Genomic DNA, 25,442 nt, shown 5'->3' with positions numbered 1-25,442 from the left:
CCGATGGTTCCGGTTCGGGGGCAGTGGGTCAGCGTAAGGCTTCACCATAGATGCGCTCCACCGACATTTTCATCAGAACCCGACGGTCGGAGACCATGACAGCGCGGTATCCGTCCCAATCCGGATGCTCCCCTGCGGCTGCGCGATAGTAATCCACCAATGCTTCGACCTCTGGACTATGGGGATCGGCGCCTGGACCGATGAGGGTGACAGAGCCCTCTGCGGTGGCCCAAGCCCACCCGTCGGCCCGGGTGACCTCCAGAGCCGCACGCGGATCCCGGCGGAGATTCACGGTCTTGGCTCGCCCCTCGGTCATCGAGACGTAGATGACTCCGGCGTCCCGATCGAAGTAGGGGGTCACCGGCGAGAGCTGCGGCAGACCGTCCGATTTGATGGTAGCCAGCACGCCGAGCCGGCTTTCGCTGAGCAGGGCACGGGGATCGAACTGCGTCATACCGGGTGCAAGTCGCCCGCGCCGCGCTCTATTCCGGCCCGACATTTCCGACCGGCCGAAGACACCGGGATAATTGCGCTGCGGTTGCTCATGCGCGCAGACTCGACGCCGGACAACCATCCGGCTCAGCCCACACAGGGAGGTCAGGGTGACGATATATCGCACGCTCACGCTCGTCACAGCCCTGTTATTCGCCGTGGCGAGCTGCGGTGACGATACCGGCACCCGAACCGGCGGCGCACGATCACCGGCGTCACCCGCCCCACCGCCGGAATTCTGGTCAGCCCCCGCCGACACCCCGCAACAGCATGCGGCCGTCGCCCAGGCGACCCGCCAGATCGACGTCTGCGCACTACTCCCCCGCGACACCCTCGACGACCTCGGCCTCGGCGATATCCGGAACGTTACGGTCGGCCTGGACTCGTGCCAGGCCGACCTCGGCCACGCGGCCGCGGGCGAAGCCAGCACCCTGACCTGGCATACGACCTTGCTGCCCGCACTCGTCCCGAGCCGCGGTACCCGCAAACAACTGGGCGATGTGAACGTCCTGCTGGTCCCCGACAGCGACACCGATCCGCGCGCCTGCGGCGCCACCGCCCGGTTCCCGGCGGGCGCCGCGTTCTACCTCGGTCTCTCGGCTCCGGACCACGATCCATGTGCGATCGCCGATAGTTTGCTGCCCGATATGATCGAGCGCTGGCGGCAGTCACCAGCCCAGGGCACCTCACCCGATACCGTCCTCACGGTGCTGCTCGGCGCCGATCCGTGCGCGGTGCGCGCGCGACTGACCGGCACCGCCGATACCGATGAGCACCGGCTGACCCAATGCCTGTTCCGGTACCGGGACGAAACCGTCACGGTGGGCTACGAGTATCGCGTTCCCGACCAGGTGCGGGCCCGCAGCACCGAGGAGAAGATCGATAACCGCACTGTGTTCCGCTCCACCTCGCTCTACGACCGCAGCATCCCGATCTACTCAGCCGTCGTCGGCCCCGAATTACCTCTCGACAGCACTGCTTTCGGCCCCCGTGTTCCAGTCGTCGAGGTCTCCTCGGCCACTGATGACGTCGCCCGGCAGGTGATGTCGGAGGTTCTGGCCCTCTTCCCGCAGTGAGAGGCCCAGCGGCGCGCCCACCGTACCCCGCGAGACTGGTATCAGGCCCGTTAACGCCCAGTGCGTGGCAGTTTCTCGGCTCGAGGCGCGGCAACCTGGGTTCGGCGGATGCCGAGCAATCCGAGCGCGAACCCTGCGTATTCGGCAGCTATCTGCTCGGGCGTTTCGGGCCCGTCGAGCCGGAACCATTGCGGCAGTGAGGTGCACATGGTGGCAATCGCGCGCCCGGCGACGAGAGCGTGGTCGATCTTCAACCCCTCCTCGGCAAGGGCAGCGTCGATGTCGTCGTCGACCAGATACTGGATAGCGTTACGCGATTCGGCGATTCGAAGTCTGTTGGCGGGTGTCAGGCTCCGCATCTCGCTGGCTCCGATGAACGCGAGTTCGCGGCGGTGGGTATGGAACAACGCCAGCGCTTCGACCACGTGAACCAGGCGATCGCGGCCGGTTGTCGCTTCGCTTCGTGCGGCGTCGACTCGGCGGTGCAACTCGTCCATGGTCAGGTCGAGCGCACGGACAAGTAGTTCCTGTTTGTCGCGGTAGTGATGATAGACCCCGGGAACGCTCATACCTGCGCGGTGCGCTATCGATCGCATCGTCGCACCGTGGTAGCCGGTTTCGACGAAAATCTCTATGGCGGCCGCCAGCACAGGGTCGATGTCGAGTGGTGGAAATTTGCGCCAGTCGTACGGTGACGAGGGGCTCGGGCCCGGGGTTGCTTTTCTGTGGTTGAGCGGTTCGGCCGTGGTGGGCTGCTCGTCACCGATCAGCCAGCGCACGGTGGTGCCGAATTCCGCGGCAAGCCGGCGCAGGCGTGCGACCGAGACACCCGTCTTACCGTTCTCGATGGCGCTGAGCGTAGCTGGGCTGACATCGCTGCGCTGGGCGGCTTCACGTAGCGACAGGCCCGCGCCCCTCCTGGCCTGTCGCACTCGGGCTCCGATCACTGCCTCATCACGGTGCATATGTTCAGAATATCTGAACGATACGCCGCCTTTCGAACCCCAATTGACACCCTTGCCGTGATCATGACATCGTTCAAGAGATCTTTAACCGAGCGAGCGTTCGGTCGTGAATAGCTAGGAGTGGGTTCATGACGATCGATCTGTCCTATCCCCCCGATGTGCAACGCCTCGTCGAACGCACCCGCAGTTTCGTTCGCGAGGCGGTGTTGCCGGTGGAAGATGCGCACGACGGCGACATCTCCGCGGCCGGTGGCGATACGTTGCGGGCCGAGCTGCAGCAGGCCGCCAAGGACGCGGGAGTATTCGCACCGCATGCTCCGGTCGAGTACGGCGGGTACGGGCTGGGGATGTCGGACCGGGCGCCGGTATTCGAAGAGGCCGGGTACTCACTGTTCGGTCCGACGGCTCTGAATATCGCCGCGCCGGATGAGGGCAATGTGCACATGCTCGCTCACATCGCGGATCCGGAGCAGAAACAGCGGTTTCTCGAGCCACTCGCACGTGGCACGGTTCGGTCGGCCTTCGCGATGACCGAACCTGCGCCCGGCGCAGGTTCGGACCCCTCGGCGCTGGCCACTCGCGCGGTCCGTGCTGCAGGCGGTTGGCGGATCAGCGGCCACAAGTGGTTCATCACCGGCGCCGACGGCGCAAGTTTCTTCATCATCATGGCCCGCACCTCCGGTGAGCCCGGGCAGCGGGGCGGTGCGACGATGTTCCTCGCACCCGCCGACAGCCCCGGAATCCGGGTAGGACGCCATCTCGACACACTGGACAGGTCGATGATCGGCGGGCACTGCGAGGTGTTCTTCGACGATCTGCTGGTGCCGGATTCGGCGGTGCTGGGTGAGGTCGACCGCGGCTTCGAGTACGCACAGGTGCGCCTCGGCCCCGCACGCATGACGCACGTGATGCGCTGGCTGGGTGCCGCGCGCCGGGCGCACGACGTGGCCGTTGCGCACGTGGCCGAGCGGCAAGGATTCGGCTCACGTCTGGGTGATCTCGGCATGGTGCAGAAGATGGTCGCCGATAACGAGATCGACATCGCAGCCACCCGTGCACTGCTGACTCGGGCCTGCTGGGAACTCGATCGCGGAGAACCTGCCGGGAACGCGACCTCGATCGCGAAGACCTTTGCCGCCGAGGCGATCTTCCGGATCGTCGACCGGAGCGTGCAGATGTGCGGAGGTCTCGGAGTATCCGGCGACCTGCCACTGGCCCGGTTGTCACGCGAGGTCCGGCCGTTCCGGATCTACGACGGGCCTTCCGAGGTACACCGGTGGGCTATCGCGAAACGCGCAGTGGGCGCGGCCAAGCGGGCCCGGCGAGGCAGCGCATGAGCTTGCCGGGCATGGATGCCGTTGCGCTGGAGCGATTCCTGCGGGAACGAGGCGTCGACGTAAACGGCGAGTTGCGGGTGGAGTTGCTCAGCGGGGGGCGATCGAACTTGACCTTCGCCGCCCGCGACGACACGTCGAGATGGGTGGTTCGCCGCCCGCCCGTTGCCGGCCTCACGCCCTCGGCGCACGATATGGCGCGTGAGTTCACTGTCACCAGCGCGCTGCACGGCTCGGCGGTACCGGTTGCGAAAACGATCGCCTTCGATCCGGACGGTGCCGCGCTCGGTGCGCCGATGACTGTCGTCGAATACGTCGACGGGATCGTTATTCGTGACCAAGACGACCTCGACACGCTCACCGATCAACAGGTGACCGCGAGCGTGGCCGAGCTGGTCCGGGTGCTCGCGGAACTGCATGCGGTGAACCCGCAGCAGGTCGGCCTGGGAAACTTCGGGCGGCCGGTAGGATTCGTAGCACGTCAGGTGGACCTGTGGGCCTCGCAATGGCAACGGGTCAAGACTCGCGATCTTCCCGACGTAGAACGGCTGTACACCGCGTTATCGAGCGCGGTACCGGCCGATTCGGCCGCCTCGATCGTGCACGGTGACTTCCGGATAGACAACACGATCCTCGATCCTGCCGATCCGGGCCGGGTGTGCGCTGTTGTCGACTGGGAGTTGTCCGCCCTCGGTGATCCCCTCACCGATGTCGCCCTGATGTGTGTGTACCGGGCGCCGGTGTTCGATCTGGTGCTCGGTTCGCGCGCTGCATGGACGAGCGATCGGCTGCCCACGTCCGACGATCTTGCCCAGACCTACGCCACCGTATCTGGGCGTGACCTCGGAAACTGGGGCTTCTACCTCGCGCTGGCCAACTTCAAGCTCGGCATCATCGGCGAGGGCATCAGCTACCGAGCACTCCGCGGCTCGGATGCAGGCTCCGCCGCCGAACGGGCGGCCGAGGCGACACCCGAATTCATGGCGGCCGGCCTACGCGCACTGAACGGAGACCGACAGTGACCGGAAACGTAAAGTCCGCGCTGATCAGCGGCGCATCCCGGGGCATCGGCCTTGGTGTCGCCACTAGGCTTGCCCAGCAAGGGTTCTCGCTCACCATCACTGCGCGCGACGCCGCGCGGCTGGACGTGGTGGCCGCTGAGCTACGCGCCGCTGGTGCCACGGAGGTCACCCCGGTCGTCGCCGATATGTCCGACAGCAGCGACATCGAGCGGTTACTCGAGCAGCACGCCGATCGATACGGGACCCTGTCGACGCTGATTCTCAACGCCGGGGTGGGCACAGCGGGGCGCTTGCGGACTCGTCGATACGCCGCTTCGACAAAACTCTCGCTGTGAACCTGCGGGCCCCTATGCAACTCATCCAAGGCGCGTTACCCATGCTGCGTGCCGCTGCTGCGGCCGACCGTGTTCGTGGTGCAAGGGTGATCGCGTTGGCTTCGATCACCGGGGTGTACTCCGAGGCCGGGCTCGCAGTATACGGCGCTGCAAAAGCAGCGCTCATCTCCCTGATCTCAACCCTCAACGCTGAAGAATCCGGTAACGGCGTCACCGCCACGGCGATCTCCCCCGGCTACGTCGACACCGAGATGAGCGCCTGGATCCACGATCGGATCCCGCCTGAGCAGATGCTCACGGTGAACGACGTCGTCGAGATCATCGATACGCTACTGCGGTTGTCCTCCCGAGCGGTTGTGCCGAATATCGTCATGACCCGAGCCGGAACCGACGGGTACCACGCGTAATCGCATCGTGTGGCGCACTGCCCGCGCGCCACCTGCGGTGGCGGCCTGGATGCAGTAGTCGACACCACCTGGCTATGACGCGGATCGCAGAATTTGCCCAGAGCGGATCGAACCGCCAGAGTGGCGAAGCCGGGAATGCTTGACATTCCTGTATAGACAGGATTATACATGTAGGGCGCTGTGACTGGGCACACAACATGGCTCGTCGCCCGCATCTGCTCGATCGCTGCCCATGGAGAACCCGGGAGAATGGTGTGAACAAGACCGCCGACGTGCTGACGCGGGGACTCACCGCCCGCCACATCCGCTTCATCGCACTCGGATCGGCGATCGGAACCGGTCTGTTCTACGGGTCGGCGGAAGCCATCAACCAGGCCGGGCCCTCGGTACTGCTGGCCTATCTGATCGGCGGCGCCGCTATCTACGTCGTGTTGCGGGCGCTCGGGGAGATGGCGGTGAGCGATCCGGTCTCCGGGTCGTTCGGCGAGTACGCAAGCAAACACCTCGGGCCACTGGCCGGATTCATGACCGGATGGACCTACACCTTCGAGATGGTCGTCGTCTGCTTGGCCGATGTCACCGCATTCGGGGTGTACATGGGATTATGGTTTCCGGATGTGCCCAGGTGGATCTGGGTGCTGTCGATCATCTTCTTCATCGGTGCGATCAACCTGCTGCATGTCAAGGTGTTCGGTGAGATCGAGTTCTGGTTCAGCCTGGTCAAGATCGTCGCGATCCTGGCGATGATCGTAGGCGGCATCGCGATCCTGATCTTCGGATTCGGGGTCCACGACACCAGCACCGGACTCACCAACCTATGGGACGGCGGCGGCTTCTTCCCCAACGGCACCGGTGGGTTCGTCGCCTGCTTCGCGATCGTGATGTTCGCCTTCGGCGGCACCGAGATCATCGGGATCACCGCTGGTGAAGCCGAGAAACCGGAGCGAACCATCCCGCGCGCGATCAATACCGTTCCGGTCCGCATCATCTTGTTCTACGTCCTGACCCTGGCCGTGATCATGGCGATCAACCCATGGCAGAGCATCGGCTCCGCGGGCAGCCCGTTCGTGCAGATCTTCCAGGCCCTCGGCATCGGGCCGGCTGCGACAGTGCTCAACATCGTGGTGATCACCGCGGCGCTGTCGGCGATCAACAGCGATATCTTCGGCGCAGGCCGGATGATGTACGGCATGGCCCAGCGCGGTCAGGCGCCCGCGGTGATGCGGCAGGTGTCGCGCAACGGGGTGCCGTGGATGACCGTCGTCATCATGACCATCACTCTGCTGGTGGGCGTACTGCTGAACTACCTGATTCCGGACAAGGTCTTCCTGATCATCGCTTCGATCGCCACCTTCGCGACCATCTTCGTCTGGTTGATGATCCTGTTGTCGCACTACCGTTCGCGCCGGAGCATGAATGCGGCCGAGACCGCTGCCCTGAAGTTCCCGGTGCCGTTCTGGCCATACGGGCAGCTGATCACCATCGGATTCCTGGTTTTCGTGATCGTGGTGATCGCCTTCGACGCCGACAGCCGGGTCGCCTTGGTCGTCGGTGCGGTGTGGCTGGCGCTGCTGTTCCTCGCCTACCGGCAGTGGGTGCGCCCGGGCCGCATCGAGCCGGACGAGGTGACGAACCTGCGCGCCGCCGATCCCGCCTGAAATTCGTTGTCCTATCCCTGCTACGGAATGGAGAAGAAACTGTGAGCAGCGACGCCGTGCGAAACGCAACGGCCACCACCGAACCTGTCGAAGTCGGAACCGGTGCGGTGACTCCGGAAGACGTGGTGCGCGTGGCCCGGTACGGCGCCCCGGTGCGGTTGTCGGAGGAATCGCTGGCCGCCATCGGGGACAGCCGCAAACGCATCGAGGCGCTGGCCGCGGACCCGAAGCCCGTCTACGGCGTGTCGACCGGTTTCGGTGCGCTCGCGGTCCGCCACATTCCCTTGGCATTGCGTAAGCAATTGCAGCGCAGCCTGGTGCGATCCCATGCGGCCGGTTCCGGCCCCGAGGTCGAGCGCGAGGTGGTCCGCGCGCTGATGCTGCTGCGGTTGTCCACACTGGCCACCGGCCGGACCGGGGTGCGGCCGGTGGTCGCGCAGACCTACGCGGCGCTGCTGTCCGCGGGGATCACGCCGGTGGTGCACGAATACGGCAGCCTGGGATGCTCGGGCGATCTGGCCCCGTTGGCGCATGTGGCCCTGGCGCTGCTCGGTGAAGGCACGGTGCGCGATGCCGACGGTGAACTCGTGCCGGCCGCGCACGCACTGTCGGCGGCGGGCATCGAGCCGGTCGAACTGGAGGAAAAAGAGGGACTGGCCCTGATCAACGGCACCGACGGCATGCTCGGCATGCTGGTGCTGGCCTGCCATGACCTGCGGGGGCTGCTCCGGCTGGCTGATGTGACCGCGGCGATGAGCGTGGAGGGGCTGCTCGGCACCGACAAGGTCTTCGCACCCGACCTGCAGACGTTGCGTCCGCATCCCGGCCAGGGCACAGCGGCAGCGAATATGACACGTCTGCTGGCCGGTTCGGCCATCGTGGCCAGTCACGCCACCCCGGATTGCACCCTCGTGCAGGACGCCTACTCGTTGCGGTGCGCGCCGCAGGTCGCGGGCGGTGCGCGGGACACACTCGCACACGCCGAGCGGGTGGCGGGCTGGGAGTTGGCGAGCGCGATCGACAATCCGGTCGTCACCCTGGACGGCCGGGTCGAGTCGAACGGCAATTTCCACGGCGCCCCGGTGGCCTATGTGCTGGACTTCCTCGCCATCGTGGTTGCGGATCTGGCCAGCATCAGCGAACGCCGCACCGACCGCTTCCTGGACAAGGCACGCAGTCACGGGCTGCCGCCGTTTCTCGCCGACGATCCGGGCGTAGACAGCGGCCACATGATCGCGCAGTACACCCAGGCCGCCATCGTCTCCGAACTCAAGCGCCTCGCCGCACCGGCCAGCGTCGACTCGATCCCGTCCTCGGCCATGCAGGAGGACCACGTCTCGATGGGCTGGTCGGCGGCCCGCAAACTCCGCCGCGCCATCGACGGCCTCACCCGGGTTCTCGCCATCGAGGCGCTGACCGCGGCGCGGGCCCTTGACCTGCGCGCCCCCCTCGAACCGTCCCCGGCGACCGCGGCCGTGCGCGCCGTGCTCCGTGAGCACATCGACGGTCCTGGCACCGACCGCCACCTCTCTCCTGAAATCGAGAAAGCCGTCCGATTAGCCGCCTCGGGCGCGCTGGTGGCGGGGGCGGAGTCGGTCATCGGCCCGCTGGACTGAACCTCCGGCGACGCTGCCCCTGCTGTGAAACGCAGGGGCAGCGTCGTTCCATGGGAACATGATGAAAGACCCCGGAGCTGCCCCTCACGCAACTCCGGGGTCGTGGCGACCGGTGGAAGGTCAGCCCTCCTGCATCGGGACGCGCACACCGCGCTCGCGGGCAACCGCGGCGGCCCGTTCATAGCCTGCGTCGAGGTGCCGGATGACGCCCATACCCGGATCGTTGGTGAGCACGCGCTCCAGCTTCTGAGCGGCCAGTTCGGTGCCGTCGGCGATGCACACCTGTCCGGCGTGGATGGAGCGGCCCATACCGACGCCGCCGCCGTGGTGGATCGATACCCATGAGGCGCCGGAGGCGGTATTGACCAGGGCGTTGAGCAGTGGCCAGTCGGCGATGGCGTCGGAGCCGTCGGCCATCGCCTCGGTCTCCCGGTAGGGGGAGGCCACGGAGCCGGAATCGAGGTGGTCGCGGCCGATGGCGATGGGCGCGCAGAGCTCGCCCGAGGCGACCATCTCGTTGAATTTCAGCCCGGCGCGATGCCGTTCGCCGTAGCCGAGCCAGCAGATCCGCGCGGGCAAACCCTCGAACTTCACTTTCTCGCCCGCCATGGTGATCCACCGCTTCAGGTGCTCGTTTTCCGGGAACAGTTCCAGGATCGCCCGATCGGTGGCGGCGATATCTTTCGGGTCGCCGGACAGCGCGGCCCAGCGGAACGGGCCGAGGCCTTCCTCGAACAGTGGCCGGATATAGGCGGGGACGAAGCCGGGGAATTCGAATGAGCGGGTGTATCCACCCTTGCGGGCCTCGTCGCGGATGGAGTTGCCGTAGTCGAAGACCTCCGCGCCCCTGTCCATGAAGCCGACCATGGCCTCGACGTGTGCGGCCATCGATGCCCGCGCTTCGGTGGTGAACCAGCCGGGGTCCTTGTCGGCGAGCTTGTGCCAGTCCTCGGGTGTGATGCCGATCGGCAGGTAGGACAGCGGATCGTGCGCGGAGGTCTGATCGGTGACGATGTCGATCGGCGCTTCCATGGCCAGCAGCTGCGGGAAGATTTCGGCGGCATTGCCGAGTAGGCCGATGGACAGGGGCCTGCGCTCGTCGCGAGCGCGGATCGCCAGATCCAGTGCCTCCTGCACCGTCTCGGCCTTGGTGTCGAGGTAGCCATGGTCGATGCGGCGGTCGATACGCGCGGGATCGCATTCCACGCAGACGGCGACGCCCTCGTTCATCGTCACCGCCAGCGGCTGGGCGCCGCCCATGCCACCGAGACCCGCGGTGAGCGTGATGGTGCCTGCCAGCGAGCCACCGAAACGTTTACGCGCGACCGCACCGAAAGTTTCGTAAGTGCCCTGCAGGATGCCCTGGCTGCCGATGTAGATCCACGAGCCGGCGGTCATCTGGCCGTACATGATCAGGCCGAGCTGCTCCAGCTTGCGGAACTCTTCCCAGTTGGCCCAGTCGCCGACGAGATTCGAGTTCGCCAATAGCACACGGGGCGCCCACTCGTGGGTGCGGAAGACGCCTACCGGCTTGCCGGACTGCACCAGCAGCGTCTCATCGGATTTCAGCGTCTTCAGGGTGCGGACGATCGCGTCGAAAGCGGCCCAGCTGCGTGCGGCCCGGCCGGTGCCGCCGTAGACGACGAGATCGTCGGGGCGCTCGGCAACCTCGGGGTCGAGATTGTTCATCAGCATCCGCAGTGCGCCCTCTTGCTGCCAGCCGAGAGTGCTCAGCTCGCTGCCGTGATCGGCGGATACGGGACGCGGGCCGGGCTCGGGCGTAGTGGAAGCGTCGATCATGAGTTCTCCTCGAAAAGACGGGTGTGTGCCGAGCCACTACAACGAGAATAAGGCGTATAGTCCTGTATATACAGGCGTCTGTCAAGGATCCCTGGCGGAAGCGGCGACACTTCCGCCGGAAGGTAGTGATATGAAGGCAACTTCGACGGCCGACCAGCGGATCGGACCCCACGTATCCTCGGGGCGATCCCGGAATCGGGCGACCGGGACTCGGCCGCGAGCCGGCAGCCGCGGGCGCTCGTGCGATGACCATACGTGTCGGTGTAAAAACCCGGCGAGGCAAGGGAACGGATGTCGGTGATGGCGATCGAAATAGTCGATGCGGAACTGACCGCATTGTACGACGGACTCGGTACCGAGTTCGCCGCGTACGAGCGCGTCAAACAGTTGATCACGTCGCAGATCAAAGGCGGCCGGTGGCAGGAAGGCGACCAGATCCCCTCCGAGAACCAACTCGTCAACGCCTTGGGCCTGTCCCGGATGACGATCAACCGGGCACTGCGCGACCTCACCGCCGAGGGCGTCCTGCACCGGGTGATGGGCGTCGGCACCTTCGTAGCGCCGACCAAGACAGCGTCACCGCTGTTCGAGGTGAAGAACATCGCCGACGAGATCCAGCAGCGCGGGCACCGGCACCGCACCGAAGTGGTGTTCGTCCAGGCTGAGGAGGCCGAGTTCGGCCATCCGGTGCTGGGTAACGCCCTGGGGGGCAAGGTGTTCCATTCGCTGCTCGTGCATTTCGAGGATGACGTGCCGATTCAGGTGGAGGACCGCTACGTCAACCCGGCCGAGGCACCGGAGTATCTCGAGCAGGATTTCACCGCATTGACCCCGAACACCTACCTCAGCGAGGTAGCGCCGCTGGAGCGTGGTGAGCATATCGTCGAGGCAGTCCTGGCCGACGCCGAGGAATGCCGACTACTCGGCATCCCGCGTTCGGAACCGTGCCTGTTGATCCGGCGGCGAACCTGGTCGTCCACCGGTCTGGTGAGTGCGGCCCGACTGATCCACCCGGGTTCGCGGAACCGGCTGGAGGGCAGTTTCGGCAGCACGCCGAGCTGAGGCCACCGATCCGGTCAGGCGCGCGTGACCCCAGCGGGTTGCATTCGTCCTTTCAGGTGCGAAATTTATAGGGGTGGACGTTCCTGTCTTCTATTCTTCGTCGGCATCCCATTTCGACTGGCCGGCACAGGCAATCCAATGCAAAGCGTAGAGCCGCTCTCCTACCACCATAGGTTCCAAGCCGTCGATACTTTCTCCGCTTTGCTCATATATCTCCTCGGCAATATGATTGAGGACGAAATAGTAGTGCAGTTCTGCGAGTATCTCCCGCCGGGGACGCATTTCGGCTTTTTGAATGAAGGGCTGCACGGGCTCGCCCAGTGCAGGCAAGCATTCGGCGATCAGTGAGCCTTCCATTCTTTCATCAGGTCCGAGCAGGCTCGAAATCTCTCCTGAAGCCCACAGCAGGACATACAGGGACTCTGCTCGCCAGGTCAGTAGATTCGTTTGCATCGCTGCTTGCTTCCACAGCATCTCCTCTTCGGGCAACTCGGTTATTGAAAATGCCCACCTTTCTCGATCTGTCAACTCGTGCAGAAAATTCTCCGCACTCAACCATTCTGATACTTCTTTTGGTTGCGGGTGGAAGATGACGCCCAGTAGCGCATGCAGGGCAAGTGTTCGTCTGGCCAACTCGATGGGTTCACGGAATTGGATAGGAAAAATTTCCTCGACTTCGGGCAGGGATTCCACTTCCAAACCATGCTGTTTCAGTCGGGTTTGTGTCGATGCGATCATTGCACACCTTTCCATTGGCTATGTTGAGCATTTCGTGAAACTCCGAGCGTTCGCCGAGGAACCATCGAACCTTTCAGCGACCGCCGGTCCTCGGGCAATCGCATCGAGTCCGGCGCCGGAAAGTGGGTCGACGCGGGCGCTTCCACACGCTCCGGCTCCAGCGTCGACCACGGTTCATGCGGCATGTCCGAACCATCTCACCGAAGAAACGAGCGAGCTGGTCTCGACGCTGCCGCGGCGCGCCACCCACGGTGAGTCACGCTGCTTCCGCGCATACTGCGGAAACCCCTTCTCGCCCAAGCCATCCCTCTACGCTTCTTCGCATTGGATCGAACCGTTCAGTGTTTCGCGCCCCGCGTTCAGACGCAAGCGACAAGACTCCGTCGACGGTCGAGGGCGACGCCGCCCGCGGTCGAGACACCCTGCACAGTCGGGGATTACAGCGCCCAGCTCTGTCGGGCGACCGGGCGAAGTGCCCGGAATGCGCCTAGCCGCCGATCCTGGTACGCCCGGTCTTCTTCGGTTGTCGTCAACGCCGGTGATGGTCGCGCGGTCGTAGGCGACCTCGGAGATAACAGTCGCGCCGTCGACCGCGGGAAGCGGGGGCGATCACCTCACCGACGTGCTCGGCAGCGGCGGTAACGGGCGCCCGGGCCACCGAAGACGAACTCGCCGCCGTATCCCGCTCACCGGTCGATCCCCTACTCGCCCCGACGCGCCGAACTTATTGTGACCGTCACCACACTGAAGGCCAGTGTCGACGACAGGAGAACCGGATGAGTGCACGCGTACCCGTCACACCGATCGACGCCACAGAGATCGACGCCTACGACCACGAGACCGACGTCCTGATCATCGGCTACGGCTGTGCGGGCGCGGCGGCCGCACTCGAGGCGAATACCGCGGGTGCCGAGGTGATCCTGCTCGAGCGGCAGAGCGGTGGTGGCGGGTCGTCGGCGTTGTCGGGCGGCGAGATCTACCTCGGCGGCGGCACCCCGATCCAGGAGGCGTGCGGGTTCACCGATACCGCCGAGAATATGGAGAAGTTCCTGCTCGCCGCGCTCGGCCCGGACGCCGACCAGGAGAAAGTGGGGCTCTACAGCCGCGAGAGCGTCGCACACTACCGGTGGCTCGTCGACCACGGGGTGCCGTTCAAACCGTCGCTGTGGGACTCCCCCGCGTGGGTGCCGCCCACCGACGACGGACTGATGTGGATGGGCGAGAACGCCTATCCGTTCTACGAGATCGCCGAACCGGCCCCACGCGGACACCGCGTGACTTCTGACGGCTTCGGCGGCAAGGTGCTCATGGCGGTCCTGAGCGCAGCCGTCGACAAGACCGACGTCGCGGTGCACACGGACACCACCGCGCTGCGGCTGATCCTCGACGCTGGTCGGGTCGTCGGCGTCGTGGCCCGCCACTTCAACGAGACCGTGACCTATCGCGCGCGGCGTGGTGTCGTCATCACCACCGGCGGCTTCGCCGACAACAAGGAAATGCTCGCCCAGCACGCCCCGCAACTGGTGGGTCTGGGCGTCAACAGCGACGGCGGTGACGACGGCCGCGGCATCGCGATCGCGCAGGCCGTCGGTGCGGCGGTGAGGCACATGTCCGCGGGCCAGATCGGTATCTCACTCGTGCCGGGCATGATGGTGCGCGGCATGATCGTCAACAGTGTCGGACAGCGATTCATCAACGAGGACGTTTATCCCGGTCTGGTGGGACAGGCGGCACTGTTCAAGCACAACCTGAAGGTGTGGGTGATCCTCGACGAGCAAGCCTACGAAGAGGTGCCAGTCGACGAGCGCTGGGGCGTGCAGCCACATTTCGTCGCCGAAACCCTCGAGGAACTCGAACGTGAGATCGGCATGCCCGAGGGCGCTCTGCAGAACACCGTCGGCGAGTACAACCGGTTTGCCGCCGAAGGTAAGGACCCGTACTTCCGTAAGTCGGCCCGCTGGCTGCGGCCGCTGCGATCCCCGTTCGCGGCGATCGACGTCCAGCGCGGCATCACCCCGCCGGAGTACGGCGGGAGCGGCGGTGGCGGCGCCGAGGTCTTCACCATCGGCGGCTTGCACACCACCGTCGACGGCCGGGTCCTCAACCTCGACGGCACCCCGATCCCCGGCCTCTTCGCGGCCGGACGCGCGACATCGGGCCTGCACTCATGGGGCTACATCAGCGGCACCTCGCTCGGCGACGGCACATTCTTCGGCCGCCGCGCCGGCGTCGCCGCTTCCGCAGGCGAGTAGCGCCGCGTATCGACCGCCGAGCGTGTGCAACTCCTTGTGGGTGCCGCGCTCGGCGGCGGCTTCGAGTGCTCGATCGGCCGGCGCGGACACATCACACCGCTCCGCGACTTCGCTGTCGGCCGAGGAGCCGCATGGATTACTTACCGAAGGTTGTCCGACGAGGCACTGGCTCGGACCCAGGGCCAAGTCATCAACGCCCATACAGCGAGCAGTAAAACAGCCACACTGCCCAGATACCAGGGCCATGGCCCGAGTACATCGAGCAATGACGGGGTCGAAGGTTTCCGGTTGACGAAACCGTAGTTGGTGTCGGCGATGGAATTGAAAGCGAAGGTGACCGCGACCCACATCACCGTCGCTGCCACAGCAAACCGGTAGCTGCGCCAGTCCGGGCGCATACCCACACCCCAGGTCAAGTAGATCGCCGCCCAAACGACGAGCAGGTGAATCGTCCAGAAGGCCAGGAACTCGTAATGTGGGAAGTCCGGGCTCTCCAACGCCGGCGTCAGTAGCGCCTGCGTACTCAAGGTGAGGCACCAATAGTACGTCAGCGCATACGCCCAGCGCCGACGTGACCACAGGGCATAGCCGGCGACGATGGTCGCGAGATCGGTCAAGCGCAGCGGAACCGAGCGACCGATCATTGGTGGAAACAACGTGGAGAGGTAGATCACCGCATACAGCACCAACGTCACCGCACCGAATGCCCGGCTGAAACATATTGCGGCGCAAGGATTGCTCTGCCTTCGCCCGACCAAGACAACCACCAGCGCCCCCGCCGCGAACACGGCAAGCACAACCCAATGCGACAGTCCGTATGCAGAGAAGTCCTTCGCCATTGGTGGCTCCACGCCTGACCATTCTAGTGGTGCCACACGGTCTCACCTGTCTCATCGAGAAACGACACCGGTTGCCGCTGCGCTGGCGCCACAACTTTTCCTCTCTCCTGTTCGCAGCCTCCCCATCCGACCGCTACCGGAAGGTGGGCTAGCGCGCCGCTCTTCAGCGGCGGCGCCAGAGTTGTTTGGCGAATCGCTGTGATCAGTTGGTGCGGAGCAGCGGTGGGTTGTACAGCGGAATGCGCCGCCGAACAGTCGCGACACCGAGCAGTCGAGGTACTCGACGGTGATGCTGCGCGCTTCCAGTTCCTTACCGACGCGGATGGATTGCGCGTCGGCGATATAGGTGTCGGGGTCGATGGGCAACCCGTTGCTGGCCATCGCGGCCGCCTCGTCCGGCGCGGTGTCGGTCGTGATCCTCGGCCTCGGCGGCGGCATCGTCTCGCTGGCGGCGTGGGCCTATTGGGCCGTGCGGCTGGCTCTCACATGCAGACAGTGAGCAGCAACGCTGCGTGGCCGGGGTTTGCCCCGGCCCCGCAGCAGATGGTCGGACTGTCAGGCCGATACGGGTGTCCACTGTTCGGCCGGGGGCCGGCCGGGCAACGGTTTGCCGATGAGTGCCAGCGGGACGAAGAAGTTCACCTGACCGATGGCCATCGCGAGGGTGGCCAGGGCTTTGTCGTCGTAATGTTCGGTGGCGCGGGCGTAGAGCTCATCTGGCACCCGATCACCCTGCGGTGACGGTTGCAGGACAGCCTCGACCAGGGCGAGCGCGGCACGTTCGGCCTCGGTGAAATAGGGGGCGTCGTGCCAGGTCGCCACCGCGGCGATCCGTTCCTCGGAGGCACCAGCAGTGCGCAGGTTGCCCGCGTGCAGGACAATCAGGTAGGTGCTGCCGACGATCTGACCGGCGCGCAGCTGGACCAGACTGATCGTGGTCGGTGGGATCGAACCGTTGCCGGTGGCTTTGAACAGCGCCGCACCGATCTCGCCGAGCTCGGGGACGAGCTGCTGGGGGTTGGGCAGACGGGAACCGCTGCGCTGCTGTGTGGTGGTGTTCGCGTTCATGGTTGTGGTTTTCCTTATCTGTTGTGGTGGAACTCTGTGGGGTCAGGCGGTCTGGGGGCGGCGCCAGGAGGCGCCGAGTGCGCGCAGCGTGGCGTTGGTGGACGTGCCCTGCGGCAGCCAGGCGCGGGCGGCGAAGGTGCAGGCAACGAAGAACAGCGGCATGGCCCACTTGTCCGGGCCGTCACCGGCGGCCATGTGCGAGGTGGCGGCGCCGCCGTAGACGAAGACCAGCCCGGCGTAGGCCCATTCCTTGGTACGGGGATGGCCGGGGGTGAGGATCGCGGCGAGCGCGGCGGTCTTGGCGACGCCGAGGATGGTCGCGAAGTACATCGGGTAGCCGAGGTGGTCGAACGACTCGCGGACATAGGAGATCCGGGCGAGGTCCCAGTACGCGCCGATCGCGGTCTCGGCCAGTACGGCGGCCACGGGAACCCAGCGCGCGAGTTTCAGGCCGCGGGAACGGATCAACGAGGTGGAACGGGTAGACATGGTCGTGTTGCTCCTGGTGGTGAAGAGGGTGGATGGAGGGGTCAGGCGGCCGAGGCGAGTGCGGTGTCGGTCGCGGCGCGGTGAACGGCGGCGGCCAGCCGGGCGTTTTCGTGGGCGTTGAACGCGAATGCGGCGCGGCGGCGGGTGTAGCCGTAGGTGAGTCCGCTGTGTGGGTCGGCGAATCCGTCCGAGCCGGCGGAGCCGGTGTGCCCGAAGGCGTGCACACCGAGGAACGGATGCAGCAAGCTCTTGGCTTCGAAACCCAACGCGTACGGTGCACGATCGCCACGCACCAGATCCGCACCGCTGGAATGGACTGCGGAAATGGTGGCGATGGTTTCCAGGGTCAGCAGCGGTGGCCGGCTGCCTACGCCGGTGGTGGCCGCCGCATACATTGCCGCCAGGCCGCGCGCACTGCCGACACCGCCGGCCGAGCCCTGCCCGAGGCGGCGCAGCTTCGTGTCGTTGGGCAGCGCCATGACATCGGCGGCGGTGAAGCCGCGCGCATTGAGGTTGTAGGAGATTCCCGCGATGCCGTGGGGGGTGGGCGAGTTCGCGGCGAAGGCCGCTTCCATCTCCGGTGTGGCCCGCCACGGTTCGATCGGCAGGTAGCGATGATCCAGTTCCTCGGGCAGACCCAGATACACATCCAGCCCGTAAGGGGCGCGGATGCGCTGCTCGAACAGCTCCTGGACGGTGCTCCCGGTGGCCGCACGCACCACCTGACCGAGGATCGCGTACATGACGAACCCGCCGTAGCCGTGCACGGTGCGCGGTGCGAAGTAGGGTCGCTGCCCCACCAGCCGTTCGGCGATGACCTGCTCATCGGCCAGTTCGGCGATGGTGAAACCACCGTCGACGCCGACGATCCCGGCGCGGTGCACAAGCACGTCGCGCACCGTGATGTGCTCTTTACCGGCAGCGGCGAACCGCGGCCAATAGTGGGCAACCGGTCGGTCGATGTCGAGCACTCCGTCCTGGATCAGCAGCGCCATCACCAGGCCCGCGGCCCCTTTGCTCGACGAGTGCAGGCCGGTCAGCGTGGTGGCGGTGACCTGCGGGCCCGCCCACAGGTCCACCACCTGACGGCCGCGGACGAACGCGGCCAGCTGCGCGCCGGATTCCCCGCCCTCCTCGGCGACGACGGCGGAGAACTCGGCCCGCACGTTGTCGAAACCATCGGCGACGGTGCCGTGTACTTCGAACGCATTCACAGTGTTGTTCCCTTCGGTAGCAGCTCCAGCGGCCGCGCAGCGGGAGCTTCCTGCTCCGGCGGCCGCCGCGGATCGTGTTCTGCTGCCCTGACGTACGGCGGCGAGAAAACGTGACCGCCACAGGGAAACTGCTGTTCGGAGCGCCGATGAGCAGTGCGCCCCCGCTCCGCGTCTCGTGCACGGGTCGACCAGGCGATCGGACGGCCATACGACAGGCCAACGAAGGGATAGGGTCACGTTTGTCGCCGCCGGTTCGTCATCGGTACGGGACAAGATCGAGGAGGACCCCGTGCACGATGAACAGTTCCTGGCCGAGGAGTTCGAAGGGCACCGCACCCACCTGCGGGCGGTCGCCTACCGGATGCTCGGCTCGCTCACCGAAGCCGACGACGCGGTACAGGAGGCGTGGCTGCGCCTGGCCCGCACCGACACCACCGACGTCGGCAACCTCGGTGGCTGGCTCACCACTGTCGTCGGGCGGGTCTGCCTGGACATGCTGCGCACACGCAAAACCCGCCAGGAGGAACCCCTCGAAACCGGCCACCTGCCAGACCCGGTGATCACCAGCGAGCACACCCCCGACCCGGAACACGAAGCGCTGCTCGCCGATTCGGTGGGTTTGGCGCTGCTGGTCGTGCTGGAATCGCTGAGCCCGGCCGAACGACTCGCCTTCGTCCTGCACGATATGTTCGCCATGCCCTACGAGCAGATCGCACCCATCGTCGACCGCACCCCGCAAACCGCCAAGAAACTGGCCAGCCAGGCGCGGCGCCGAGTCCAGGGTGCGTCCCCGGGCCCCGATCCGGACCTGCCCCGGCAACGCCGCGTCGTCGACGCCTTCCTCACCGCTGCACGCGGCGGCGACTTCGACGAACTACTCCGCATGCTCGACCCCGATGTGGTGTTGCGCGCCGACGCAGGCGAGGCGATGCGCGTGATCCGCGGCGCCACCGCCGTCGCAGGACAAGCCGAAACCTTCCAGCGCATGGCCACTCTCTGCACCGTCCACCCGGCGGTCGTCAACGGTAGCGCCGGGCTGGTCAACACTCTCGACGGCAACCCGTTCTCGGTCATCAGCTTCACCGTCGACAACAACCGCATCACCGCCATCGACATCCTCTCCGACCACGACCGGCTCGCACACCTCGACCTGACCGCAATCCTCGGATAAGCGATTCTCGACACCAGACACCTCAGCGCCGCCGCTTGCGAACAACGGTTTCGGCGACGGCTGGCCGGTTCGGCGGCGGTGGCGAAGAAGGACCGGCCCAGATGTAGCGGGAGCTATCGTTATCGGGACTGCCGCTATCGCTGCGAGTTACACCGCGAAAATCCGGCGACCCGGATGTTCCCGGCTAGGCTCGGTTACACCCCCGTCGGGCGAGAGGTTGGAGAACCGGGAGGAGCGGCCATGCTGACAGCGTCGCGTACCGTCGCCGGGCTGTCCGCGACGCTGACCGTCACACTCACTGCCTGCGGCGCAGGCACCTCCGTCCCCGCCGGAACCAGCCCCTCGTCCACCACCGTCGCCTCCGTCGATGTCACCATGTCGCCACCCTCGTCCCCGCATACCTCGGCCCCGCTGCCCCCGCCCACGGTGCCCGCTGTCGACCCGTATGCGGGCATTCCTTTGATCGACAGCGTCGAGTGGACCGATACCATCGACGGCCCGCGGCTGCTGGTGTATCCCAGCCGCGCTGGACGCGATACCACCTACCCGGGCAGCGAGAACCGGGCGTGGGCCGAGATCGTGGCTGCCGCCCCCACCGCGGACAGCCGCGGGATGCGTGACCAGTTCCGCTGCCATTGGGAATGGGCCAGGCTGGTGGCCCCGGGCAAACCGAGCTGGAATCTGGAACCATGGCGGCCGGATGTGGGATACCCGGCCACCGTCGAGGCCACGTGCAATCCCGGCGGACCGGAACGTTGAGGTGAAAGGACCACAGCATGCGCATTGTGATCGCGGGCGGACACGGCAAGATCGCCCTCCTGCTCGCCGAGCTGCTCACCGGCAACGGCAACAGCGTCGTCTCGTTGATCCGCAATCCCGAACATGCACCTGAGGTGTACGCCACCGGCGCCGAACCCGTGGTGCTTGACCTCGAGCGCGCCCGCATCGAGGATCTGGCCGTCACCCTGCACGGTGCCGATGCAGCCGTCTTCGCCGCGGGTGCCGGACCCGGCAGTGGAACCGCGCGCAAATACACCGTCGACCGCGACGGTTCGGTGCTGTTGGCCGAGGCCGCCGAACGCGCGGGTGTCCGGCGCTTCGTCCAGATATCGGCCATGGGCACCGGGCTTCCGCCCGCACCGGGCAGCGACGAGGTGTGGGCGGCCTACCTGGATGCCAAGACTCAGGCCGAGGACGATCTGCGGAGCCGCGATCTGGACTGGACGATTCTGCGGCCTGGCAGGCTCACCGATAGCCCGGGCACCGGCATGGTAACCCTGGCCACTCCGCGGCTCGAACGCGGAGATATTGCTCGCGCCGATGTCGCGGCGGTTATCGCGACCCTGCTAGGCGCCGCCCATACCGCGCAGAGCACGCTCGAACTGGTCGCGGGCTCGGCTCCGATCGCCGAGGCCGTCGCCGACCTGCGCAACTGAGGATTTGCCGGCCCCGGAACGGGTCGCTGCACCGAAATCGATCGTGCAGATGTACTTGCATCTGCAAGTAACATAGACCTAGACTCGCTCGCACACCGCTATACAGCGGGACAGTTCAGGGGAGGCCGCGTGAGTGAGCCGACGGTCGAGATCGCCGCGAATTTGCTACCCCGGCATCCGGGGCATCGAGGCCGACATCATCCTGGCCACCCCGCAGGCGAACGGTATTGATATGAACACACTTTCCGGCCGCAACGGCCATACCATCACCACCTCGTCGCGAGAAACTGCCGTCGAGTTCGTCATCGACGCGATCGAATCGACCGGTGCCGCAACGCGACACGATTTCGATATCGATCGGATCGTCGCCACAGTGCACGCGCTGGCCGAAGATTGGGACTTCAACACGTTGCAACCGGCGACGTTCTGGCGGGTGGCGTCCAGTTTCATCAAAGCCTGACGCAGGTCCCCGCCGACCGCCGGGCCGTATTCGACCGGCGGTACATCATCAGCCGCTCAGCGCTTGTGTGCGTAGTCGGCGATGATTCCGCGCGACTGGTCCGGCGGCGCGGCCTGCACACTGAGCCGGTCCATGACCGACAGATACAGTGCCAAGTCCTCGCGCCGGTCGAGATATAAGGCGCTGGTCAGCTGTTCCAGGTAGACGATATCCGGGAGTTCGGGCTCGGCGAACCGCAGAATTGTGAAAGAGCTACCGGCTGCGGCATGTTCACCGGCGGAGAACGGGACCACCTGGATGGTCACGTTGGGCAGCTCGGTCAACTCCAGCAGATGCCGCATCTGCTCCCGATGCACCTGCGTGCCGCCGACCGGGCGGTGCAGCGCCGCTTCGTCGATGACCGCCCAGACCACCGGCGGTTCATTGCGATGCAGGATTTCCTGCCTGCGCCGGCGGAACGCCACCCGGCGGTCGGTGTCGGCATCCTGGTAACCGAGTGTGACCACGGCCCGCGCATAGTCCGGTGTCTGCAGCAGGCCGGGCACCAAATGCGATTCGTAGGTACGGATCTTGTTCGCGGCCTGCTCCAGTCCCAGGTAGGTACCGAACCAGGACGGCAGCAGATCGTTGTAGCGATGCCACCAACCCGGTTCGTTCGCCCGGCGGGCCAAGTCGAGGAACGCCTCGCGCTCTTCGACGTCGACGACGCCGTACAGCGTCAGCAGGTCGCTGATATCACGTTCCTTGAAACCGGTGCGGCCCAACTCGAGTCGGCTGATCTTCGCATGCGAACCGCGGATCGCTTCGCCGGCGGCCTCCCGGGAGATCTTGCGACTCTCCCGTAGCTTGCGTAGCTGGCTACCGAGCGCGATACGCAGCACTGTAGGGCCACGCTCCGCGGCACCGGGCTGCACAAGACCACTGGCACCGGGCTCTGCGATCATGGAGTCGTCTCCGATACTCGGGGTTACCGCGGTGTACTGCGCGGGATCGCCGCAAACTCACCGCACCGACGACTCATGCTACCCCTCAGCCGGCCAGATCGTCGAACTCCCCGGCCTTGGCGCCACGCAGGAACGCATCGATCTCCGGCCGGGTATAGAACAGCACCCCGCCGTCGGGGAAACGCGAATTGCGCACGGCGACCAGGTTGTTGGTGGCCTCGGCGAACTCGACGCAATTACCACTGGGATTACTGAAGGTGCTCTTGCGCCAGGCTCCGGTGACACGGTTGGTGGTTGCTTCCGACATTGGACCAACTCCTCGTTAACAGCTGACACGGCTCTACGCCACTTTCCGGCAACAGCCAGTTCTTGCAGATGCACGCTCAAACGTTCTTGCATCTGCACCGGCATCTGGACGATAGCACGAAGTTCGCCACGATGTGCAGCCGATTCGTACCGGGCGGTTTTCCCGCGTCGGGCACCGCTGGTCGTCACGACGAAAAGCCTTGTCACACGTGTATATACGCCCCCATTAAAGGGCTGAGATCTTGTACTGTCGCCAGGCAAGAAGGACCTATCCAGCCCCCTTTCACGGCACTCGCCGCCACCGAGTGACGGCAAGTGCCGCCTATGCTTTGCCGAGGAGTCAACCCATGCCCGAAGAGCAGCGTCCACTGATCCGCACCGATATCCCGCACTCCGCCCGGATCTGGAACTACTGGATGGGCGGCAAGGACTACTACGAGGCAGATCGCGCTGCGGGCGATGCGGGAATCTCGGTCGACCCCGACATCACCCGGATGGCAGTGCAGTCCCGCCAGTTCCTGATCCGCGCGGTGCGATTCCTGGCCGCAGAGAAGGGGATCCGGCAGTTCCTCGATATCGGCACCGGCCTGCCGACGATGCAGAACACCCACGAGGTCGCCCAGAGCGTGGCGCCGGAATCCACGATCGTCTACGTCGACAACGATCCGCTGGTTCTCACCCACGCCAGGGCACTGCTGACCAGCACCAGCGACAAGGGCGCCACCACCTATATCGATTCCGACTACCACCGGCCGGAGCTGATCGTCGCCGAGGCGCGCACTGTCCTCGACTTCACCGAACCCGTCGCGGTGATGTTCATGGGGGTACTCGGGCACGCCCACTCCTACCAGGACATGCGCCGGATCGTCGGGACGGTGCTGGACGCGGTGCCCTCGGGAAGTTATCTGGTGCTGTGGGACGGCACCGACGACAGTGAAGCATATGTGACGCTCTGCAAGAACTACACCGACACCGGCGGCGTCCCCTACACCCCGCGCCCGCAGGCCGAGATCCGCGCGGTGTTCGACGACCTGGAGCTGGTGGAACCCGGTTTCGTGCCGATCACCGAATGGCGGGCCGAGGCGACCGAGGTCGGGAAGACACGGCCCATCTCCGCCTACGGTGCCGTCGCTCGGAAGCCATAGCCTCAGCACCCAGGTTCGAGGGCGGCGCAAACCCCAAGCGACACAGCGACGGTCGGAGCGCCGCCTCGGGTCCCCCGCCGATTTTCACTCGAATGTAGCTTGCAGATGTACTTGCATCTGCAAGCTACGTACGGATAAACTCAGGCGGGAGAGCCGGGGAGGTACGCAGGGAGTTCGTGCCGGCGTCGCCACAAAACCTCCCCCCACGTCACACGCGAGGGGCAGTCGAATGATCCAGCCATTCCGAACTCCCCACCGGACTGCCGTCGGCGGCGCAACCGGTGTCGAGATCCTTGACCATCGGGAACCGTTGCATCACTGTCCGCCATCGGAATTCACGGCCACCGACTGCAGTTCCGAACCTCCGGTGCTCACCTATCGGCAGGCACGCGAAATCCTCTACGTCCATGATGTCCACGGCCCCCAGTGCAGACAGTGGCTGGCCGCCGCCGCCTACCTGTCCGCCGGTCTCGACGACGAATGACCGTCTCCCGGTAGCGCCCGATACCGATTCGTGCTGGTCAACTACTCGGGAACGAGGGATCCTGTAATCGGTGTCGATCCTTCTGGACGGTGAACGATGCGAATCGCGGAAATCCTCCGTCGCAAGGGCAGCGCAGTAGCGACACTGCCGCCCGACGCGACGGTGCGTACCCTGCTCGCTACCTTGGCGGCACACAATATCGGCGCTGTGGTGGTCTCCGGAGACGGTATCGGCATCGAGGGCATCGTCTCCGAACGCGATGTGGTGCGCAGCCTGCACCGGCACGGCGCCGCTCTGTTCGAGACGCCGATCTGCCGGATCATGACCTCCCCCGTGCGCACCTGCGCTCCCGAGGACAGGGTCGACGGCCTGCGCCGCGTCATGACCGACCACCGCATCCGGCACCTGCCCGTCGTCGACGGCGGACGCCTGGTCGGCATCGTCAGTATCGGCGACGTCGTCAAGAGCGCCATCGCCGAACTGGCCACCGAACGCGAGCACCTCGTCGAATATCTGCAGGGCAGCTACTGACCTCGGGTTCGTCACCACGCCGGTTCCGGCGGCGCGGTGACGCTGCCTGGTCTTCGGCTCAGATTTCGCGTATATCACCCATATCCGCCGACAGCCAGTGCTCGGGCCGCATACTCACCGTGACCTGATCACCGAGGCTTTCGGCATAGGCGAGATACGCCTCCACCTTGTCGGCGGGCAGGTAACGGGCCACCATTTCCCGGTGCTGCGCGTCCGTCGTCGGTTCCACCCGGGTGACCGGCCCCTCCACACTCACATAGCGGACCCTCGGCTCCACCTCCTCCACCATCAGGCTGAACCGGCCCGCTTCGGTGATCCGCCGCATCTTCTGCGACTGCGCTCCGGTGAGCACCCACACCTCCCCGCCCGGAACGTACTGATACCAGATCGGCACATTCAGCGGGCCGCGGTCGGCTCCGGCGGACACGGCCAACGCCGCGATATGCGGCTGCGCCAGGAACTGCTGACGTTCTTCTGGATTCAATGGCATAACGGCAGGCTAGCGGCCACCACCGACAACTAGGGGTAACCATGAGCCACCGTTTCTCCCGTCATGGACTCACTTCGACGGGCGAGAGCTCCGGTTACGACGAAAACC

Annotated in this window: 26 protein-coding genes and 1 pseudogene; 16 read left to right on the top strand and 11 right to left on the bottom strand. The window is 65.7% G+C overall.

Going from position 1 to position 25,442, the window contains the following annotated elements; genetic code table 11:
- Window positions 1-28: 28 nt before the first annotated feature.
- A complete protein-coding gene (locus B0T44_RS12585) occupies window positions 29-454 on the bottom strand; it encodes a PPOX class F420-dependent oxidoreductase (protein WP_077115275.1) in 426 nt (141 codons plus the stop codon).
- 148 nt (window positions 455-602) lie between these two features.
- Here B0T44_RS12585 and B0T44_RS12580 point away from each other — a divergent pair, with 148 nt between their 5' ends.
- Window positions 603-1,568: a peptidase gene (locus B0T44_RS12580; RefSeq protein ID WP_175647944.1), complete on the top strand. Its 966-nt coding sequence runs from the start codon at window positions 603-605 to the stop codon at window positions 1,566-1,568.
- A gap of 50 nt (window positions 1,569-1,618) precedes the next feature.
- On the opposite strand, the gene B0T44_RS12575 is transcribed toward B0T44_RS12580, so the two are convergent.
- Window positions 1,619-2,533, bottom strand: a complete 915-nt coding sequence (locus B0T44_RS12575; protein ID WP_077115274.1) for a TetR-type transcription factor C-terminal domain-containing protein — start codon at window positions 2,531-2,533, stop codon at window positions 1,619-1,621.
- Between the two features lie 128 nt (window positions 2,534-2,661).
- Between B0T44_RS12575 and B0T44_RS12570 the strand changes: the two genes are divergently transcribed.
- The 5 genes and pseudogenes from B0T44_RS12570 to hutH all read left to right on the top strand — a co-directional run bounded on the left by B0T44_RS12570 (window position 2,662) and on the right by hutH (window position 8,905).
- On the top strand, window positions 2,662-3,870 hold the full coding sequence (locus B0T44_RS12570) for an acyl-CoA dehydrogenase family protein (RefSeq protein ID WP_077115273.1): 1,209 nt from the start codon (window positions 2,662-2,664) through the stop codon (window positions 3,868-3,870).
- Window positions 3,867-4,889 carry a phosphotransferase family protein gene (locus B0T44_RS12565; RefSeq protein WP_077115272.1) on the top strand — a complete coding sequence of 341 codons (1,023 nt, stop codon included), beginning with the start codon at window positions 3,867-3,869 and terminating at the stop codon, window positions 4,887-4,889. The genes B0T44_RS12570 and B0T44_RS12565 overlap by 4 nt, the downstream gene beginning before the upstream one ends.
- A pseudogene (locus B0T44_RS12560) lies at window positions 4,886-5,631 on the top strand (SDR family NAD(P)-dependent oxidoreductase). Before B0T44_RS12565 ends, B0T44_RS12560 begins: the two are co-directional and overlap by 4 nt.
- A 254-nt stretch (window positions 5,632-5,885) precedes the next feature.
- Window positions 5,886-7,289 carry an amino acid permease gene (locus tag B0T44_RS12555; protein WP_077115271.1) on the top strand — a complete coding sequence of 468 codons (1,404 nt, stop codon included), beginning with the start codon at window positions 5,886-5,888 and terminating at the stop codon, window positions 7,287-7,289.
- A 41-nt stretch (window positions 7,290-7,330) separates the two neighbouring features.
- Window positions 7,331-8,905 carry a histidine ammonia-lyase gene (gene hutH / locus B0T44_RS12550; protein WP_175647943.1) on the top strand — a complete coding sequence of 525 codons (1,575 nt, stop codon included), beginning with the start codon at window positions 7,331-7,333 and terminating at the stop codon, window positions 8,903-8,905.
- 120 nt (window positions 8,906-9,025) lie between these two features.
- Here hutH and hutU read toward each other — a convergent pair whose 3' ends face one another.
- Complete coding sequence (gene hutU, locus B0T44_RS12545) at window positions 9,026-10,705, bottom strand: urocanate hydratase (protein WP_077115270.1); 1,680 nt, start codon at window positions 10,703-10,705, stop codon at window positions 9,026-9,028.
- A 300-nt stretch (window positions 10,706-11,005) separates the two neighbouring features.
- Between hutU and hutC the strand changes: the two genes are divergently transcribed.
- On the top strand, window positions 11,006-11,767 hold the full coding sequence (hutC, locus tag B0T44_RS12540; RefSeq protein WP_497006526.1) for a histidine utilization transcriptional repressor HutC: 762 nt from the start codon (window positions 11,006-11,008) through the stop codon (window positions 11,765-11,767).
- A 90-nt stretch (window positions 11,768-11,857) separates the two neighbouring features.
- Here the strand turns inward: hutC and B0T44_RS12535 are convergent, their stop codons facing one another.
- Window positions 11,858-12,505 carry a DUF4272 domain-containing protein gene (locus B0T44_RS12535; protein ID WP_077115268.1) on the bottom strand — a complete coding sequence of 216 codons (648 nt, stop codon included), beginning with the start codon at window positions 12,503-12,505 and terminating at the stop codon, window positions 11,858-11,860.
- Window positions 12,506-13,281: 776 nt separating this feature from the next.
- Between B0T44_RS12535 and B0T44_RS12530 the strand changes: the two genes are divergently transcribed.
- Window positions 13,282-14,757, top strand: coding sequence for an FAD-dependent oxidoreductase (locus B0T44_RS12530; protein WP_081512033.1), 1,476 nt, complete (start codon window positions 13,282-13,284; stop codon window positions 14,755-14,757).
- Window positions 14,758-14,897: 140 nt separating this feature from the next.
- Here the strand turns inward: B0T44_RS12530 and B0T44_RS12525 are convergent, their stop codons facing one another.
- Complete coding sequence (locus tag B0T44_RS12525; RefSeq protein WP_077115267.1) at window positions 14,898-15,596, bottom strand: YwaF family protein; 699 nt, start codon at window positions 15,594-15,596, stop codon at window positions 14,898-14,900.
- A 358-nt stretch (window positions 15,597-15,954) separates the two neighbouring features.
- Here B0T44_RS12525 and B0T44_RS27140 point away from each other — a divergent pair, with 358 nt between their 5' ends.
- Entirely contained in the window at window positions 15,955-16,095 is a 141-nt protein-coding gene (locus tag B0T44_RS27140) for a hypothetical protein (protein ID WP_175647942.1), read from the top strand.
- A 56-nt stretch (window positions 16,096-16,151) separates the two neighbouring features.
- Here the strand turns inward: B0T44_RS27140 and B0T44_RS12520 are convergent, their stop codons facing one another.
- From B0T44_RS12520 to B0T44_RS12510, 3 genes are read right to left on the bottom strand one after another with little or no spacing between them, the layout of a single operon-like run.
- Window positions 16,152-16,664, bottom strand: coding sequence for a carboxymuconolactone decarboxylase family protein (locus B0T44_RS12520; RefSeq protein ID WP_077115266.1), 513 nt, complete (start codon window positions 16,662-16,664; stop codon window positions 16,152-16,154).
- A gap of 42 nt (window positions 16,665-16,706) precedes the next feature.
- The gene (locus tag B0T44_RS12515) at window positions 16,707-17,153 is read right to left on the bottom strand and encodes a DoxX family protein (protein ID WP_077115265.1); all 447 of its coding nucleotides are present in this window, start codon (window positions 17,151-17,153) and stop codon (window positions 16,707-16,709) included.
- Between the two features lie 41 nt (window positions 17,154-17,194).
- Window positions 17,195-18,367, bottom strand: a complete 1,173-nt coding sequence (locus tag B0T44_RS12510; protein ID WP_077115264.1) for a serine hydrolase domain-containing protein — start codon at window positions 18,365-18,367, stop codon at window positions 17,195-17,197.
- 289 nt (window positions 18,368-18,656) lie between these two features.
- Here B0T44_RS12510 and B0T44_RS12505 point away from each other — a divergent pair, with 289 nt between their 5' ends.
- From B0T44_RS12505 to B0T44_RS12490, 4 genes are all read left to right on the top strand, one after another.
- Window positions 18,657-19,538, top strand: a complete 882-nt coding sequence (locus tag B0T44_RS12505) for a sigma-70 family RNA polymerase sigma factor (RefSeq protein WP_077115263.1) — start codon at window positions 18,657-18,659, stop codon at window positions 19,536-19,538.
- Window positions 19,539-19,778: 240 nt separating this feature from the next.
- Window positions 19,779-20,297: a DUF2599 domain-containing protein gene (locus B0T44_RS12500; protein WP_077115262.1), complete on the top strand. Its 519-nt coding sequence runs from the start codon at window positions 19,779-19,781 to the stop codon at window positions 20,295-20,297.
- Between the two features lie 17 nt (window positions 20,298-20,314).
- Entirely contained in the window at window positions 20,315-20,974 is a 660-nt protein-coding gene (locus tag B0T44_RS12495) for an NAD(P)H-binding protein (protein WP_077115261.1), read from the top strand.
- Window positions 20,975-21,206: 232 nt separating this feature from the next.
- The gene (locus B0T44_RS12490; protein ID WP_077115455.1) at window positions 21,207-21,434 is read left to right on the top strand and encodes a hypothetical protein; all 228 of its coding nucleotides are present in this window, start codon (window positions 21,207-21,209) and stop codon (window positions 21,432-21,434) included.
- A 56-nt stretch (window positions 21,435-21,490) separates the two neighbouring features.
- On the opposite strand, the gene B0T44_RS12485 is transcribed toward B0T44_RS12490, so the two are convergent.
- Both B0T44_RS12485 and B0T44_RS12480 read right to left on the bottom strand, forming a co-directional pair.
- Window positions 21,491-22,378, bottom strand: coding sequence for a Sco1979 family transcriptional regulator (locus B0T44_RS12485; protein ID WP_077115260.1), 888 nt, complete (start codon window positions 22,376-22,378; stop codon window positions 21,491-21,493).
- A gap of 85 nt (window positions 22,379-22,463) precedes the next feature.
- A complete protein-coding gene (locus B0T44_RS12480) occupies window positions 22,464-22,685 on the bottom strand; it encodes a DUF397 domain-containing protein (RefSeq protein ID WP_077115259.1) in 222 nt (73 codons plus the stop codon).
- Window positions 22,686-23,031: 346 nt separating this feature from the next.
- Here B0T44_RS12480 and B0T44_RS12475 point away from each other — a divergent pair, with 346 nt between their 5' ends.
- From B0T44_RS12475 to B0T44_RS12465, 3 genes are all read left to right on the top strand, one after another.
- The gene (locus B0T44_RS12475) at window positions 23,032-23,829 is read left to right on the top strand and encodes an SAM-dependent methyltransferase (protein WP_077115258.1); all 798 of its coding nucleotides are present in this window, start codon (window positions 23,032-23,034) and stop codon (window positions 23,827-23,829) included.
- A gap of 229 nt (window positions 23,830-24,058) precedes the next feature.
- Entirely contained in the window at window positions 24,059-24,313 is a 255-nt protein-coding gene (locus B0T44_RS12470) for a hypothetical protein (protein ID WP_077115257.1), read from the top strand.
- A gap of 96 nt (window positions 24,314-24,409) precedes the next feature.
- Window positions 24,410-24,844 carry a CBS domain-containing protein gene (locus B0T44_RS12465; RefSeq protein WP_077115256.1) on the top strand — a complete coding sequence of 145 codons (435 nt, stop codon included), beginning with the start codon at window positions 24,410-24,412 and terminating at the stop codon, window positions 24,842-24,844.
- 58 nt (window positions 24,845-24,902) lie between these two features.
- Here the strand turns inward: B0T44_RS12465 and B0T44_RS12460 are convergent, their stop codons facing one another.
- Window positions 24,903-25,334: a pyridoxamine 5'-phosphate oxidase family protein gene (locus B0T44_RS12460; protein WP_077115255.1), complete on the bottom strand. Its 432-nt coding sequence runs from the start codon at window positions 25,332-25,334 to the stop codon at window positions 24,903-24,905.
- Window positions 25,335-25,442 lie beyond the last annotated feature (108 nt).

It is taken from the genome of Nocardia donostiensis, assembly GCF_002081715.1.
GTDB lineage: Bacteria > Actinomycetota > Actinomycetes > Mycobacteriales > Mycobacteriaceae > Nocardia > Nocardia donostiensis.
Note: the sequence above shows the minus strand (reverse complement) of the source record. Positions and strands in the feature narration are given on the sequence as shown.

Bases quoted from the DNA above. Each gene is read 5' to 3' on its own strand.
- B0T44_RS12485 (WP_077115260.1), bottom strand. From the start codon at position 22,378: ATGATCGCAGAGCCCGGTGCCAGTGGTCTTGTGCAGCCCGGTGCCGCG.
- B0T44_RS27140 (WP_175647942.1), top strand. From the start codon at position 15,955: ATGGGCAACCCGTTGCTGGCCATCGCGGCCGCCTCGTCCGGCGCGGTG.
- B0T44_RS12575 (WP_077115274.1), bottom strand. From the start codon at position 2,533: ATGCACCGTGATGAGGCAGTGATCGGAGCCCGAGTGCGACAGGCCAGG.
- B0T44_RS12500 (WP_077115262.1), top strand. From the start codon at position 19,779: ATGCTGACAGCGTCGCGTACCGTCGCCGGGCTGTCCGCGACGCTGACC.
- B0T44_RS12565 (WP_077115272.1), top strand. From the start codon at position 3,867: ATGAGCTTGCCGGGCATGGATGCCGTTGCGCTGGAGCGATTCCTGCGG.
- B0T44_RS12465 (WP_077115256.1), top strand. From the start codon at position 24,410: ATGCGAATCGCGGAAATCCTCCGTCGCAAGGGCAGCGCAGTAGCGACA.
- B0T44_RS12475 (WP_077115258.1), top strand. From the start codon at position 23,032: ATGCCCGAAGAGCAGCGTCCACTGATCCGCACCGATATCCCGCACTCC.
- B0T44_RS12530 (WP_081512033.1), top strand. From the start codon at position 13,282: ATGAGTGCACGCGTACCCGTCACACCGATCGACGCCACAGAGATCGAC.
- B0T44_RS12525 (WP_077115267.1), bottom strand. From the start codon at position 15,596: ATGGCGAAGGACTTCTCTGCATACGGACTGTCGCATTGGGTTGTGCTT.
- B0T44_RS12460 (WP_077115255.1), bottom strand. From the start codon at position 25,334: ATGCCATTGAATCCAGAAGAACGTCAGCAGTTCCTGGCGCAGCCGCAT.
- B0T44_RS12515 (WP_077115265.1), bottom strand. From the start codon at position 17,153: ATGTCTACCCGTTCCACCTCGTTGATCCGTTCCCGCGGCCTGAAACTC.
- B0T44_RS12490 (WP_077115455.1), top strand. From the start codon at position 21,207: ATGAACACACTTTCCGGCCGCAACGGCCATACCATCACCACCTCGTCG.
- B0T44_RS12570 (WP_077115273.1), top strand. From the start codon at position 2,662: ATGACGATCGATCTGTCCTATCCCCCCGATGTGCAACGCCTCGTCGAA.
- B0T44_RS12535 (WP_077115268.1), bottom strand. From the start codon at position 12,505: ATGATCGCATCGACACAAACCCGACTGAAACAGCATGGTTTGGAAGTG.
- hutC (WP_497006526.1), top strand. From the start codon at position 11,006: ATGGCGATCGAAATAGTCGATGCGGAACTGACCGCATTGTACGACGGA.
- hutU (WP_077115270.1), bottom strand. From the start codon at position 10,705: ATGATCGACGCTTCCACTACGCCCGAGCCCGGCCCGCGTCCCGTATCC.
- B0T44_RS12520 (WP_077115266.1), bottom strand. From the start codon at position 16,664: ATGAACGCGAACACCACCACACAGCAGCGCAGCGGTTCCCGTCTGCCC.
- B0T44_RS12470 (WP_077115257.1), top strand. From the start codon at position 24,059: ATGATCCAGCCATTCCGAACTCCCCACCGGACTGCCGTCGGCGGCGCA.
- B0T44_RS12480 (WP_077115259.1), bottom strand. From the start codon at position 22,685: ATGTCGGAAGCAACCACCAACCGTGTCACCGGAGCCTGGCGCAAGAGC.
- B0T44_RS12495 (WP_077115261.1), top strand. From the start codon at position 20,315: ATGCGCATTGTGATCGCGGGCGGACACGGCAAGATCGCCCTCCTGCTC.
- B0T44_RS12585 (WP_077115275.1), bottom strand. From the start codon at position 454: ATGACGCAGTTCGATCCCCGTGCCCTGCTCAGCGAAAGCCGGCTCGGC.